Genomic DNA, 13,102 nt, shown 5'->3' on the forward strand with positions numbered 1-13,102 from the left:
ACGCGCACGCCGCAATGCATCAAGCCCACTGATTATCCTGCAACACGCTAACCTATAAGACCCTGGCGTGCTTGTGACGCCTCCCGCGCGCCATTAGATTAGCCAATGATCGATGGCCTCCAAAATAAGCAGAAGGGATAAGCATGGCGTTTACTGATCAGTCCACCCGCGTGCGCGACGGTGAAGAACTCGATGCCAACCTGATCGACCCGTACCTCAAGGCCCACATTCCCGGCCTGACTGGCGTGCCCCGGATCAGCCAGTTTCCCGGTGGCGCGTCGAACCTGACCTACCTGCTGGAATACCCCGAGCAGGAATTCGTCCTGCGCCGTCCGCCGTTCGGCCACAAGGCCAAGTCCGCCCACGACATGGGCCGCGAGTTCCGCATCCTCAATCAGCTGCGCGAGGCATTCCCCTATTGCCCGAAGGCCTACGTGCACTGCACCGACGAGTCAGTGATGGGCGCCGAGTTCTATGTAATGGAACGGGTCAAGGGCATCATCCTGCGCTCAGACCTGCCGCCGGAACTGGGTTTCGACGCCGCCCGCACCGAAGCGCTGTGCAAGAGCTTCATCGACCGGCTCGTCGAGCTGCACCGTGTCGACTACAACGCCTGCGGCCTGGCCGACCTGGGCAAGCCCGAAGGCTACGTGGCCCGACAGATCCGCGGCTGGAGCGACCGCTACGAAAAAGCCCTGACCCCGGATGCGCCGAAATGGGAGACGGTCAAGGCCTGGCTCAACGACAAGATGCCCGCCGACCACCCTACGTCGAGCATCGTCCACAACGACTACCGCTTCGACAACGTGATCCTCGACCCCGAGAACCCGATGCAGATCATCGGCGTGCTGGACTGGGAGCTGACCACGATCGGCGATCCGTTGATGGACCTGGGCAACAGCCTCGCCTACTGGATCGAGGCCGACGACCCGGCGCCGGTGCAACTGATGCGCCGCCAGCCAAGCCACGCCCCTGGCATGCTGACCCGCCGCGAGTTCGTCGATTACTACGCCGAACGCGCCGGGATCCGCATCGACAACTTCGACTTCTATTACACCTACGGCCTGTTCCGCCTGGCCGGCATCGTCCAGCAGATCTACTACCGCTTCTTCCACGGCCAGACCCAGGACAAACGCTTCGCGCAGTTCGTTCAGATGAACAAGCTGCTGGAGCAGATGAGCCTGCAGGTCATCAGCAAATCCACGCTCTGAGCGCACCTATAACAAGGAAACAGCATGTCCAAGACCCAGTTGTTCGACCTCGACGGTAAAATCGCTTTCGTTTCCGGCGCCAGCCGCGGCATCGGCGAAGCCATCGCCAAACTGCTGGCCCAGCAAGGCGCGCATGTGATCGTTTCCAGCCGCAAGCTCGACGGTTGCCAACACGTGGCCGACGCCATCATCGCCGCCGGCGGCAAGGCCACCGCCATCGCCTGCCACATCGGTGAAATGGAGCAGATCAGCCAGGTATTCGCGAGCATCCGCGAACAGTTCGGACGCCTGGACATCCTGGTCAACAACGCCGCCACCAACCCGCAATTCTGCAACGTCCTGGACACCGACCTGGGTGCGTTCCAGAAAACCGTGGACGTGAACATCCGCGGCTACTTCTTCATGTCGGTGGAAGCCGGCAAGCTGATGCGCGAGAACGGCGGCGGCAGCATCATCAACGTGGCGTCGATCAACGGCATCTCGCCGGGGATCTTCCAGGGCATCTACTCGGTGACCAAGGCTGCGGTGATCAACATGACCAAAGTCTTCGCCAAGGAGTGCGCGCAATTCGGCATCCGCTGCAACGCCCTGCTGCCGGGCCTGACCGACACCAAGTTCGCCTCGGCCCTGGTCAAGAACGACGCCATCCTGAAAACCGCCCTGGCGCAGATCCCCCTCAAGCGCGTGGCCGACCCGAGCGAAATGGCCGGCGCTGTGCTGTACCTGGCCAGCGATGCGTCGAGCTACACCACGGGTGTGGCGTTGAATGTGGACGGTGGGTTCCTGTCCTGAGGATGGAAACCTTTGTGGGAGCGGGCTTGCTCGCTCCCACATGGCATTGTAGTGACGACGAACAAATGAATATTTATTCCAACATTTGCAATTAGAGAATATTTATTCCATAAATAGCCCTTCTGAAAATAACAATTCAAAGGGCTCTTCCTCATGCGTGAACTCGGCATCGGTCTGATTGGCACCGGCTTCATGGGCCGTGCCCATGCCTTGGCGTTCCACAATGCCAAGGCGGTGTTCGACCTCCCCCTGAACCTGACGCTGGCGGCCCTGGTCGACGCCGATCCTCAGCGTGCCCGGCAGTGCGCCCAGAGCTGGGGGTTCGAAACGGCCCATAGCGACTGGCAACAACTGATTGACGACCCCAAGGTCAACCTGATCGCCATCACCACTCCCAATCACCTGCACTTCCCGATGGCCATGGCGGCGTTGGCGGCGGGCAAGCCGGTCTATTGTGAAAAACCCCTGGCGGTGTCCCTGGAGCAGGCCGAGCAGATGCGCCAGGCGGCCAAGGCGGCCGGGGTGGTGACGCGGGTCGGCTACAACTACCAGCACAACCCGATCATTCAACGGGCGCGGGACATGATCCAGCGCGGCGAACTGGGACAGATCATCAGTTTCCAGGGCGAATTCAGCGAAGACTTCATGGCCAACCCCGCCTCGCCGTGGTCATGGCGCTGCGAAGCGGCCCACGCCGGCGGCGCACTGGCGGACCTGGGCAGCCACTTGCTGGCCATGGCCCGGCACTTGTTGGGCGATGTCGAGGCGGTGTGCGCCGACAGCCAGACCGTGCACAGCCAACGGCCTGCCAGCGCGGGCAATGCCGAACAACGTGCCATCGCGGTGGACGACCAGGTCCACGCGTTGCTGCGTTTCGCCAATGGCGCCCGGGGCACGGTGAGCAGCAGTTGGCTCAAGCACGGCTACAAAAACCACCTGAGCTTCGAGATCAGCGGCACCCTCGGCACCCTGGCGTTCGATCAGGAACGGCTGAATGAACTGCGCGTGTGTCGCGTCGGCCAGCCAGGTTTCCAGCGCCTGCTGGCCGGCCCGGATTTGCCGGGCTACGCCGCGTTTAGCCCGGCCGCCGGGCACCAGTTGGGGTACAACGAATTGAAGACCCTGGAGGTGCAGGAACTGGTCATGACGCTTGCAGGCGAAGGCGGCAGCGGCACGGACTTCGAAGAGGCCTGGGAAGTGGAGCGGCTGGCGGCGGCGATTCGGGTGGCGGCGCGGGAGCAGCGTTGGGTGAAGGTCAGCGAGCTATAACCCCTCACTTCAGTACCCCCTGTTTGGTCCGGGGACATGGTTAACACTCCCCTGTGGCGAGGGAGCTTGCTCCCGCTGGGTTGCGCAGCAACCCCAAAGAGACTGAAGGCTGAATGCGATCACCCTGACACACCCGGGTGAATGGTTTTGGGGCTACTTCGTAGCCCAGCGGGAGCAAGCTCCCTCGCCACAGGTGTCCAACTTCAATTTTGGGTTTGCCACTCAACCAACCGCGCCGCCAGCGCCTTGGCCTGGCTCGCCACGTCGGTCACCGCGGTGCTTTCCCACCATTCAATGCCTCCCCTGTGGCGAGGGAGCTTGCTCCCGCTGGGTTGAGCAGCAACCCAAAGAGACTGAATGCTGAATGCGACCACCCTGACACACCCGGGTGAATGGTTTTGGGGCTACTTCGTAGCCCAGCGGGAGCAAGCTCCCTCGCCACAGGTGTCCAACTTCAATTTTGGGTTTGCCACTCAACCAACCGCGCCGCCAGCGCCTTGGCCTGGCTCGCCACGTCGGTCACGGCGGTGCTTTCCCACCACATCCCCCGCAACGGCGGCCCCATGGCGAACAGCCGCTGGGCGGGGGCCCCTTGGGCGTCCAGCACCGCACCGTCAGGCCGGACGGCAATGCCCAGGGCCAGCGGCCCCGGCTGGATCAGACCGCGAGCCAGCAACTGCTGCGGCAACGGTCGCGCCACGCGGCGCCAGTCATATTCAATACCGCTGGAGTTGATCAGCGCCGCGCCCTGCACCACGGTCAGCTCAGCCTCACCCCGACGGCGGATGCGGATACCCACCGTGCCCTCGGCGGACACCGCCAGCCCCTTGAACGATGCCGCCTGGATCCGCAACCGTCCTTCTTCATGCAGACGCGCCACCAGTTCGGCGCTCAGCGGTGGCGAACGATGGTGGTGGCTCTCCCACCATGGCCGTACATGCCGGACGAACTGCCGGCGTTGCACATCGCTGGCCTGGCTCCACAAGCGCCCGATGTGGGCGCGCACCGTGTCCAGCGGCGCCTGCCAATCGATCCCTTGGGCCTGGGCCTGACGGCATTGCTCGCGCAGGGCCCGCATCAACTGAAGTGGCGACCGCAGGCTGTGATCGTCGGCGAGGAAATCCACCCAGGCGGGTGGCTGGCGGCGCACATGAGGCAACAAACCATGACGGGAAAACACTTCGATCGGGCCACGGTGCCCGGCCTGCTCCAGGGACACCACGGCATCGACCATGGTCAGCCCCGAGCCGATGATCAGCACCGTGGACTGCGGATCAAGCAGGCGCATCGCAGCCACATCCCAAGGGTCCAGGGCTGCGGCATTCAAGCCGCTGGATTCGGTTTGCGGGGTGCGTGCCGCCGGGAACATGCCGGTGGCCAGCACCGCGAAACGGCCACGTAAGAGTTGGCCGTCGTCCAGCGTCACCATCACGGCATCGTCGGCAACCCGTAGGTCCACGGCCTCCCCACGCACGTGCTCGGCAGTCGAACCGTTTCGTGCGCCCAACTCGCGAGCCTCGGCCAGCCGTTGTTGCACATAGAGGCCAAACATCCCCCGGGGCGGGAACAACTCGCTGACCGGTACATGCTGCTGATCCGACTCGGGCCAGCCGCCAGCCTCGATGAATGCGGTGAGCCATTGGGTCAGGTCGTCGGCGTTGTCCGGGTCGACGCTCATGCGCGCCGCGTTGCCGTTCAAGGTGTGCCCCAGCTCCACGGCACTGTAGGCCTCGCCCCGACCCAACTCAACGCGCGGTTCGACGATCATTACCTCGCGTCGGCCCGGCAGGCGCAGCAACTGCGCGGCCAGCATGGCACCGCTCAGGCCACCGCCGATGATCAGGATATCGGCTTGGCGGGTGAGGCTGCTCGTCTGTCGATCCAACGCTGTGTCCATGCCGCTCTCCAGGGATCAAATCACCACATTGCGTACGAATCTCGCCGCCACCGGCCCATCGTTGCGATAGGCATGGGGCTGGTTGCTGGCGAACATGAAAAACTCCCCGGCACCAATCCGGCGTTCCTCACTGCCCAACAGCAGCGTCAGGCAGCCCTCGAAGACATAAAGCTGCTCGCTCCAACCGTCGGCGTCGGGTTCGCAATGGTAATGCTCGCCGGGCTCCAGGCGCCATTCCCAGAGTTCGACTTCGCGGCTGGCGGTGGCTTTTGCCAGCAATACGGCTTTGCTGCCCGCGATGGTGCCGGCCCAGGCCAGCTCGTTGATGCGGCTCGGATCGCGGGCGTCGGGCGCCTGGATCAAGTCGCTGAAGGCTACGTCGAGGGCTTCGGCCACCCGGTCCAGGGTGGTCAGGCTGACGTTCTTTTCCCCGGCCTCGATGGCCACCAGCATGCGCCGGCTGACCCCGGACAATTCCGCCAGCGCGGTCTGGCTGAGCTGCGCGGCATGGCGCAGACGACGGATGTTCTGGCTGACGTGTTGCAGGACGGAAGCCCGCTGGCCGGATTCTTTGTGCACTATATTGCTCACATGGTAGGGCTGCGCATTATACTGCCCAACTTCGGGCGCATTGTGCGTCCGCCTCAAGTGGCGCGCAAGGTCATGGCATCGGTGAATTCCCCTCAAGCTTCCTCCCGTTTCTCAAGGTTCAGCAAGGCCGAATGCGTGCTGGTGCTGATCACCATGATCTGGGGTGGGACCTTCCTGCTGGTGCAGCACGCCATGACGGTCAGCGGGCCGATGTTTTTCGTTGGCCTGCGCTTTGCCGCCGCGGCCGTGTTTGTCGCGCTGTTTTCCTGGCGGCATCTGCGGGACCTGACCCTCTTCGAACTCAAGGCCGGCTGCTTTATCGGCGTGGCGATCATGCTCGGCTACGGCCTGCAGACCGTCGGCCTGCAAACCATCCCCAGCAGCCAATCGGCGTTCATCACCGCGCTTTACGTGCCATTCGTGCCCTTGCTGCAATGGCTGGTGTTGGGCCGTCGACCGGGCTTGATGCCAAGCATCGGCATCATGCTGGCGTTTACCGGGTTGATGCTGGTGTCGGGCCCGGCCGGAGCCTCGCTGAACTTCAGCCCCGGTGAAATCGCCACGTTGATCAGCGCCATCGCGATTGCCGCCGAAATCATCCTGATCAGCGCCTATGCCGGCCAGGTCGATGTGCGCCGGGTAACCGTGGTGCAACTGGCAAGCACCGCGGTGCTGGCGTTTCTGATGGTGGTGCCGACCCAGGAAGCGATCCCGGCGTTCTCCTGGCTGCTGCTGGTCAGCGCCGTTGGCCTGGGAGCCGCCAGTGCAGCCATTCAGGTGGCGATGAACTGGGCGCAGAAAAGTGTCTCGCCCACCCGCGCCACGCTGATCTATGCCGGCGAGCCGGTGTGGGCCGGCATTGTCGGGCGCCTGGCGGGCGAACGGTTGCCGGCGATTGCCTTGTTCGGCGCGGCGCTGATCGTCGCGGCGGTGATTGTCAGTGAGTTGAAGACCCGCAACAAAGACACCATCCCAGTCGATGAAGGGCTTGAACAGGAAGGTTGAGGCCGGCCAGCAATCCATTGTTCGCCGAAAAAACCACCACCCTCGACAGTGGCCATCCCGACATTGACGGCGCGTGCAAGGTCATCTGGAACCCTGCAAGGTCGGAAAACCCCACCTACCTTGTAGGATTCTGCGACACCCTCGCGGTTGGTGATCGGGAATACGCCACGTATGATCCCCACAACCTCCCGCCGAATAGAAGCCTATGTCACTGATAGTTCTATTGCTTTTGCCCTTCATCGGCAGCTGTGTCGCGGCGCTGCTGCCGCATAACGCCCGTAACGCCGAATCCCTGCTGGCCGGCCTCGTCGCCCTGGCCGGCACGGTTCAGGTGGCCTTGCTGTACCCGCAGATCGCCGACGGCGGTGTGATCCGTGAGCACTACACCTGGTTGCCCAGCCTGGGCCTGGACTTCGTGCTGCGCCTGGACGGGTTCGCCTGGCTGTTTTCGTTGCTGGTGCTGGGCATCGGCACGCTGGTGTCGCTGTATGCCCGCTACTACATGTCGCCGGACGATCCGGTGCCGCGCTTCTTCGCCTTCTTCCTGGCGTTCATGGGCGCCATGCTCGGGCTGGTGATCTCCGGCAACCTGATCCAGATGGTGTTCTTCTGGGAACTGACCAGCCTGTTCTCCTTCCTGTTGATCGGCTACTGGCACCACCGCGCCGACGCTCGGCGCGGTGCCTATATGGCGTTGATGGTGACCGGTGCCGGCGGGCTTTGCCTGTTGGCCGGGGTGATGCTGCTCGGCCATGTGGTGGGCAGCTATGAGCTGGACAAGGTCCTGGCCGCCGGCGACCTGATACGTGCCCATGGCCTCTACCCCATCCTGTTGCCGCTGATCCTGATCGGCGCCCTGAGCAAAAGCGCGCAATTCCCTTTCCACTTCTGGCTCCCTCACGCCATGGCTGCTCCGACGCCGGTGTCGGCGTACCTGCACTCGGCGACCATGGTCAAGGCCGGGGTGTTCCTGCTGGCGCGGCTGTGGCCGTCGCTGTCGGGTAGCGAAGAGTGGTTCTACATCGTCGGCGGCGCAGGCGCCTGTACGTTGCTGCTAGGCGCCTACTGCGCGATGTTCCAGAACGACCTCAAGGGCCTGCTGGCCTATTCCACCATCAGCCACCTCGGGCTGATCACCCTGCTGCTGGGCCTGAACAGTCCGCTGGCGGCCGTGGCGGCGGTGTTTCATATCCTCAACCACGCCACGTTCAAGGCCTCGCTGTTCATGGCCGCCGGGATCATCGACCACGAAAGCGGCACCCGGGATATCCGCAAACTCAGTGGCCTCGTGCGGCTGATTCCGTTCACCGCGACCCTGGCCATGGTCGCCAGCGCAGCGATGGCCGGGGTACCGCTGCTCAATGGTTTCCTGTCCAAGGAAATGTTCTTCGCCGAGACCGTGTTCATTTCTGCCACGGCCTGGGTCGAACTGGCGCTGCCGATCATCGCCACCATCGCCGGGACCTTCAGCGTCGCCTACTCCTTGCGGTTCACCGTGGATGTGTTCTTCGGCCCCGCCGCCACCGACCTGCCCCATACCCCCCACGAACCACCGCGCTGGATGCGCGCCCCAGTGGAATTGCTGGTGTTCACCTGCCTGGTGGTGGGGATCTTTCCGGCCCAAGTGGTCGGCTCGTTGCTCGCGGCAGCCGCGTTGCCGGTGGTGGGCGGCACGCTGCCTGAATACAGCCTGGCGATCTGGCACGGCCTGAACGCACCGATGATCATGAGCCTGGTGGCCATGTCCGGCGGTATCGTGCTGTACCTGCTGCTGCGCAATCAGTTCCGGCAAGGCCACATCAAGCACCCGCCGTTCATTGGCCGGCTCAGTGGCAAGCGACTGTTCGAGCGTTGCCTGGTGTTGATGATGCGCCAGGGGCGGCGCCTGGAACGACGGATCAGCACCCGCCGCCTGCAGGCCCAATTGTTCTGGCTGGTCCTCGCTGCGGTGCTTGCCGGGCTGATTCCGATGCTGCACAGCACATTGGTCTGGGGCGACCGGCCGAAGATCCCCGGTTCCATCGTCTTCGTCAGCTTGTGGTTGCTGGCCATCGCCTGTGCCCTGGGCGCGGCGTGGCAGGCCAAGTATCACCGGCTCGCGGCCCTGACCATGGTCAGCGTCTGCGGCCTGATGACCTGCGTGACCTTCGTCTGGTTCTCCGCCCCCGACCTGGCCTTGACGCAACTGGTGGTGGAAGTGGTGACCACCGTGCTGATCCTGCTGGGCCTGCGCTGGCTGCCACGGCGGATCGAGGACGTCTCGCCGCTGCCCAACAGCGAGCGGCGCGCGCGCATCCGGCGCCTGCGGGACTTGCTGCTGTCCATCGCGGTGGGCGGCGGCATGGCGTTGCTCTCCTACGCCATGCTGACGCGGCAGACGCCCAACGACATTTCTTCGTTCTACCTCAGTCGCGCCCTGCCCGAAGGCGGTGGCAGCAATGTGGTGAACGTGATGCTGGTGGACTTCCGCGGCTTCGACACCCTGGGGGAAATCACCGTGCTGGTGGCGGTGGCCCTGGCGGTGTTCGCCCTGCTGCGGCGTTTCCGCCCACCTAAGGAAAGCATGCAGCTACCGGCGCAACAGCGTCTGCTGGCGCCGGACGTGGTCACCGACCTGGTCAACCCGCGCCATGCCAGCGACACCGCATTGGGCTTCATGATGGTGCCGTCGGTGCTGGTGCGCCTGCTGCTACCAATCGCCCTGGTGGTGTCGTTCTACCTGTTCATGCGCGGCCACAACCAACCGGGCGGTGGCTTCGTCGCCGGGCTGGTGATGTCGGTGGCGTTCATCCTGCAGTACATGGTCGCCGGTACCCAGTGGGTCGAGGCGCAAATGAGCCTGCGGCCGCTGCGCTGGATGGGCACCGGGCTGTTGTTCGCCACCGCCACCGGCCTGGGAGCGATGGCCGTGGGGTATCCGTTCCTGACCACCCACACCTGGCATTTCGAATTACCGCTGCTGGGTGATCTCCATGTGGCCAGCGCGCTGTTTTTCGATATCGGCGTGTACGCCGTGGTGGTCGGCTCCACCCTGTTGATCCTCACCGCCCTGGCGCACCAGTCGGTGCGGGCCCATAAGCCGGGCCTGCAAGCCAAACCCGTCGCCCCCGTCAAAGGAGCCACCGCCTAATGGAAGAAGTCATCGCAATCGCAATCGGCGTACTGGCCGCCTCCGGGGTCTGGTTGGTCTTGCGGCCACGGACCTTCCAGGTGGTCATGGGCCTGTGCCTGCTGTCCTACGGCGTCAACCTGTTCATCTTCAGCATGGGCAGCCTGTTCATCGGCAAGGAGCCGATCATCAAGGATGGCGTGCCCCAGGACCTGCTGCACTACACCGACCCACTGCCCCAGGCACTGGTGCTGACCGCCATCGTGATCAGCTTCGCCATGACCGCGCTGTTCCTGGTGGTGCTGCTGGCCTCCCGGGGCCTGACCGGCACCGACCACGTGGACGGCCGGGAGCCCAAGGAATGATGTTGACGCCTCATCTGATCGCCGCGCCCATCCTGCTGCCGCTGCTGACCGCCGCGCTGATGTTGATGCTGGGCGAGAAACACCGCCCGCTCAAGGCGCGGATCAACCTGCTTTCCAGTCTGCTGGGCCTGGGCATCGCCGTGCTGTTGTTGTACTGGACCCAGGACCAGACCCTGCCCGCGTCCATTGGCGTGTACCTGCCGGGCAACTGGCAGGCACCGTTTGGCATCGTGTTGGTGGTCGATCGGCTGTCGGCACTGATGCTGGTGCTGACCGGCATCATCGGCGTCTGCGCCCTGCTCTTCGCCACGGCCCGCTGGCACGGCGCCGGTGCGAGCTTCCACGCGCTGTTCCAGATCCAGTTGATGGGTCTCTACGGCGCCTTCCTGACAGCGGACCTGTTCAACTTGTTCGTGTTCTTCGAAGTGCTGCTGGCGGCCTCCTACGGCTTGATGCTGCACGGCTCGGGCCGGGCGCGGGTGTCGTCGGGGCTGCATTACATTTCCATCAATCTGTTGGCCTCGTCGCTGTTCCTGATCGGCGCAGCATTGATCTATGGCGTCACCGGCACCTTGAACATGGCCGACCTGGCTCTGAAGGTACCCCTGGTGCCGGAAGCCGACCGTGGCTTGCTGCACGCCGGGGCAGGCATCCTTGCAGTGGCGTTCCTGGCCAAGGCCGGCATGTGGCCGCTGAACTTCTGGCTGGTGCCGGCCTACAGCGCCGCCAGCGCACCGGTGGCGGCACTGTTTGCGATCATGACCAAGGTCGGCGTCTACACGATCCTGCGCCTGTGGACGTTGCTGTTCTCCGGCCAAGCCGGCGCCTCGGCGTATTTCGGTGCCGACTGGCTGGTCTACGGCGGCATGGCGACCATCGTCTGCGCCGCCATCGCCATTCTCGCGGCCCAACGCCTGGAGCGCATGGCGAGCCTGAGCATCCTGGTATCGGCCGGGATCCTGTTGTCAGCCATCGGCTTCGCCCAACCCAACCTGGTGGGCGCAGCGCTGTTTTACCTGGTGAGTTCGACCCTGGCGCTCTGCGCGCTGTTCTTGCTGGCCGAGCTGATCGAGCGTTCGCGCTCGGCCAATGAACTGGCCCTGGACGATGACTTCGACACCTTGCCGCGACCGCTGGAAGCCCTGCAACCGCCCAAGGGCATCAACCTCGATGACGAGCAGAAAGCCGTGGTCGGGCAAGTGATTCCCTGGACCATGGCCTTCCTTGGCTTGAGCTTTATCTTCTGTGCGCTGTTGATTATCGGCATGCCGCCGTTGTCGGGGTTCATCGGCAAGCTGAGCCTGCTCAGCGCCCTGCTCAATCCCCAGGGGCTCGGTGCCAGCGCCGGGGCACTGCTGTCGAACCAGGCCTGGGGCTTGTTGGCATTATTGATCCTGTCGGGACTGGCCTCGTTGATCGCCTTCTCGCGCCTGGGCATCCAGCGCTTCTGGACGCCGCAGGAGCGACCCTCGCCATTGCTGCGGCCGTTCGAATGCCTGCCAATCATCGTGCTGCTGGGCCTGGGCATCGCCCTGACTTTCAAGGCCGAGCCGTTGCTGCGCTACACCCAATCCGCTGCCGATGCGCTGAACAACCCGGAACATTATGTGATGTCGGTACTCGCCACCCGCGCCGTGCCCAACCCAGAGACCCGCGCCGCGTTGCAGGAGGTGCAGCCATGAAGCGCCTGTTTCCCGCCCCGTGGTTGTCCCTGGCGTTGTGGTTGCTGTGGCTGGTGTTGAACGTGTCCGTCAGCGCCGGTCATCTGCTGCTGGGCGCTGCGCTGGGCTTCCTGGCCCCGTTGATGATGCGCCCGTTGCGCCCGCGGCCCATCCGTATCCGCCGGCCGTGGGTGGTGTTGCGCTTGTTCCTGCTGGTGGGCCGGGATGTGCTGGTGTCCAACGTGGCGGTGGCCTGGGGTGTGCTGAACGCCGGGCGCCGCCCGCCTCGCTCGCGGTTCATCAAGGTGCCGCTGGACATGCACGACGCCAATGGACTGGCCGCGCTGTCGATGATCACCACGGTGATTCCAGGGACGGTCTGGTCGGAACTGGCCCTGGACCGCAGCATCCTGTTGATGCATGTGTTCGATCTGGAGGACGAGGCGTCATTCATCGCGCATTTCAAGGCCACCTACGAGCGCCCGTTGATGGAGATTTTCCAATGAGCCCCTTGCTGTCCAATGCGATCCTGTTGAGCCTGTTCCTGTTCTCCCTGGCGATGGTGTTGACCCTGCTGCGGTTGTTCAAGGGGCCTTCGGCACAGGACCGGGTACTGGCCCTGGACTATCTGTACATCGTGGCGATGCTGATGATGCTGGTGCTGGGCATCCGTTATGCCAGTGACACCTATTTCGAGGCGGCCCTGCTGATCGCCCTGTTCGGCTTTGTCGGCTCGTTTGCCCTGGCCAAGTTCCTGTTGCGTGGCGAGGTGATCGAATGACCGGCGAATTGTCGATGTGGGTGGAAATCCCGGTGGCGATCCTGCTGGTGCTCAGCAGTCTGTTCGCCTTGATCGGGGCGATCGGCCTGGTGCGCTTGAAGGACTACTTCCAGCGCATGCACCCGCCGGCCCTGGCTTCCACGCTGGGGGCCTGGTGCGTGGCGCTGGCTTCGATCGTGTATTTTTCGGCGCTCAAATCCGGGCCGGTGCTGCACGCCTGGCTGATACCGATCCTGCTGTCCATCACCGTCCCGGTGACCACCCTGCTGCTGGCCCGAGCAGCGTTGTTTCGCAAGCGCATGGCGGGGGATGATGTGCCAGCGGAGGTGAGCAGCCGCCGGAACGACTGACCGATATCTCGAGCCGGCACAGCTTTTGTGGCGAGGGAGCTTGCTCCCGCTGGGCTGCGCAGCAGCCCTGA

At 64.1% G+C, this 13,102-nt stretch carries 12 protein-coding genes; 10 read left to right on the forward strand and 2 right to left on the reverse strand.

Going from position 1 to position 13,102, the window contains the following annotated elements:
* Positions 1-143 precede the first annotated feature (143 nt).
* The 3 genes from BLU76_RS24560 to BLU76_RS24570 all read left to right on the forward strand — a co-directional run bounded on the left by BLU76_RS24560 (position 144) and on the right by BLU76_RS24570 (position 3,272).
* On the forward strand, positions 144-1,211 hold the full coding sequence (locus BLU76_RS24560) for a phosphotransferase family protein (RefSeq protein WP_092145991.1): 1,068 nt from the start codon (positions 144-146) through the stop codon (positions 1,209-1,211).
* Positions 1,212-1,235: 24 nt separating this feature from the next.
* A complete protein-coding gene (locus tag BLU76_RS24565; protein ID WP_092145993.1) occupies positions 1,236-2,003 on the forward strand; it encodes an SDR family oxidoreductase in 768 nt (255 codons plus the stop codon).
* A gap of 153 nt (positions 2,004-2,156) precedes the next feature.
* On the forward strand, positions 2,157-3,272 hold the full coding sequence (locus tag BLU76_RS24570) for a Gfo/Idh/MocA family protein (protein ID WP_092145995.1): 1,116 nt from the start codon (positions 2,157-2,159) through the stop codon (positions 3,270-3,272).
* Between the two features lie 454 nt (positions 3,273-3,726).
* Here BLU76_RS24570 and BLU76_RS24575 read toward each other — a convergent pair whose 3' ends face one another.
* The gene (locus tag BLU76_RS24575) at positions 3,727-5,169 is read right to left on the reverse strand and encodes an FAD/NAD(P)-binding protein (RefSeq protein WP_092145997.1); all 1,443 of its coding nucleotides are present in this window, start codon (positions 5,167-5,169) and stop codon (positions 3,727-3,729) included.
* A 15-nt stretch (positions 5,170-5,184) separates the two neighbouring features.
* Entirely contained in the window at positions 5,185-5,748 is a 564-nt protein-coding gene (locus tag BLU76_RS24580) for a helix-turn-helix domain-containing protein (RefSeq protein WP_092145999.1), read from the reverse strand.
* A gap of 12 nt (positions 5,749-5,760) precedes the next feature.
* Between BLU76_RS24580 and BLU76_RS24585 the strand changes: the two genes are divergently transcribed.
* The 7 genes from BLU76_RS24585 (at position 5,761) to BLU76_RS24615 (ending at position 13,031) form a co-directional block, all read left to right on the forward strand.
* Positions 5,761-6,765 carry a DMT family transporter gene (locus tag BLU76_RS24585; protein WP_175456231.1) on the forward strand — a complete coding sequence of 335 codons (1,005 nt, stop codon included), beginning with the start codon at positions 5,761-5,763 and terminating at the stop codon, positions 6,763-6,765.
* Positions 6,766-6,970: 205 nt separating this feature from the next.
* Positions 6,971-9,895, forward strand: coding sequence for a monovalent cation/H+ antiporter subunit A (locus BLU76_RS24590; RefSeq protein WP_092146003.1), 2,925 nt, complete (start codon positions 6,971-6,973; stop codon positions 9,893-9,895).
* Positions 9,895-10,239: a Na+/H+ antiporter subunit C gene (locus tag BLU76_RS24595; RefSeq protein WP_003202835.1), complete on the forward strand. Its 345-nt coding sequence runs from the start codon at positions 9,895-9,897 to the stop codon at positions 10,237-10,239. Before BLU76_RS24590 ends, BLU76_RS24595 begins: the two co-directional genes overlap by 1 nt.
* Positions 10,236-11,921 carry a monovalent cation/H+ antiporter subunit D gene (locus tag BLU76_RS24600; protein WP_092146005.1) on the forward strand — a complete coding sequence of 562 codons (1,686 nt, stop codon included), beginning with the start codon at positions 10,236-10,238 and terminating at the stop codon, positions 11,919-11,921. Before BLU76_RS24595 ends, BLU76_RS24600 begins: the two co-directional genes overlap by 4 nt.
* Positions 11,918-12,406, forward strand: coding sequence for a Na+/H+ antiporter subunit E (locus tag BLU76_RS24605; RefSeq protein ID WP_092146007.1), 489 nt, complete (start codon positions 11,918-11,920; stop codon positions 12,404-12,406). The genes BLU76_RS24600 and BLU76_RS24605 overlap by 4 nt, the downstream gene beginning before the upstream one ends.
* The gene (locus BLU76_RS24610; protein ID WP_024780040.1) at positions 12,403-12,681 is read left to right on the forward strand and encodes a K+/H+ antiporter subunit F; all 279 of its coding nucleotides are present in this window, start codon (positions 12,403-12,405) and stop codon (positions 12,679-12,681) included. The genes BLU76_RS24605 and BLU76_RS24610 overlap by 4 nt, the downstream gene beginning before the upstream one ends.
* The gene (locus BLU76_RS24615; protein WP_092146009.1) at positions 12,678-13,031 is read left to right on the forward strand and encodes a Na+/H+ antiporter subunit G; all 354 of its coding nucleotides are present in this window, start codon (positions 12,678-12,680) and stop codon (positions 13,029-13,031) included. Before BLU76_RS24610 ends, BLU76_RS24615 begins: the two co-directional genes overlap by 4 nt.
* Positions 13,032-13,102: the final 71 nt, after the last annotated feature.

This window comes from Pseudomonas sp. NFACC08-1, assembly GCF_900106735.1.
Taxonomy (GTDB): Bacteria; Pseudomonadota; Gammaproteobacteria; order Pseudomonadales; family Pseudomonadaceae; genus Aquipseudomonas; species Aquipseudomonas fluorescens_Q.

What these genes read in the sequence shown, in the direction of transcription:
- BLU76_RS24560 (WP_092145991.1), top strand. Translation starts at nt 144, where the DNA reads ATGGCGTTTACTGATCAGTCCACCCGCGTGCGCGACGGTGAAGAACTC.
- BLU76_RS24565 (WP_092145993.1), top strand. Translation starts at nt 1,236, where the DNA reads ATGTCCAAGACCCAGTTGTTCGACCTCGACGGTAAAATCGCTTTCGTT.
- BLU76_RS24570 (WP_092145995.1), top strand. Translation starts at nt 2,157, where the DNA reads ATGCGTGAACTCGGCATCGGTCTGATTGGCACCGGCTTCATGGGCCGT.
- BLU76_RS24575 (WP_092145997.1), bottom strand. Translation starts at nt 5,169, where the DNA reads ATGGACACAGCGTTGGATCGACAGACGAGCAGCCTCACCCGCCAAGCC.
- BLU76_RS24585 (WP_175456231.1), top strand. Translation starts at nt 5,761, where the DNA reads ATGGTAGGGCTGCGCATTATACTGCCCAACTTCGGGCGCATTGTGCGT.
- BLU76_RS24590 (WP_092146003.1), top strand. Translation starts at nt 6,971, where the DNA reads ATGTCACTGATAGTTCTATTGCTTTTGCCCTTCATCGGCAGCTGTGTC.
- BLU76_RS24595 (WP_003202835.1), top strand. Translation starts at nt 9,895, where the DNA reads ATGGAAGAAGTCATCGCAATCGCAATCGGCGTACTGGCCGCCTCCGGG.
- BLU76_RS24600 (WP_092146005.1), top strand. Translation starts at nt 10,236, where the DNA reads ATGATGTTGACGCCTCATCTGATCGCCGCGCCCATCCTGCTGCCGCTG.
- BLU76_RS24605 (WP_092146007.1), top strand. Translation starts at nt 11,918, where the DNA reads ATGAAGCGCCTGTTTCCCGCCCCGTGGTTGTCCCTGGCGTTGTGGTTG.
- BLU76_RS24610 (WP_024780040.1), top strand. Translation starts at nt 12,403, where the DNA reads ATGAGCCCCTTGCTGTCCAATGCGATCCTGTTGAGCCTGTTCCTGTTC.
- BLU76_RS24615 (WP_092146009.1), top strand. Translation starts at nt 12,678, where the DNA reads ATGACCGGCGAATTGTCGATGTGGGTGGAAATCCCGGTGGCGATCCTG.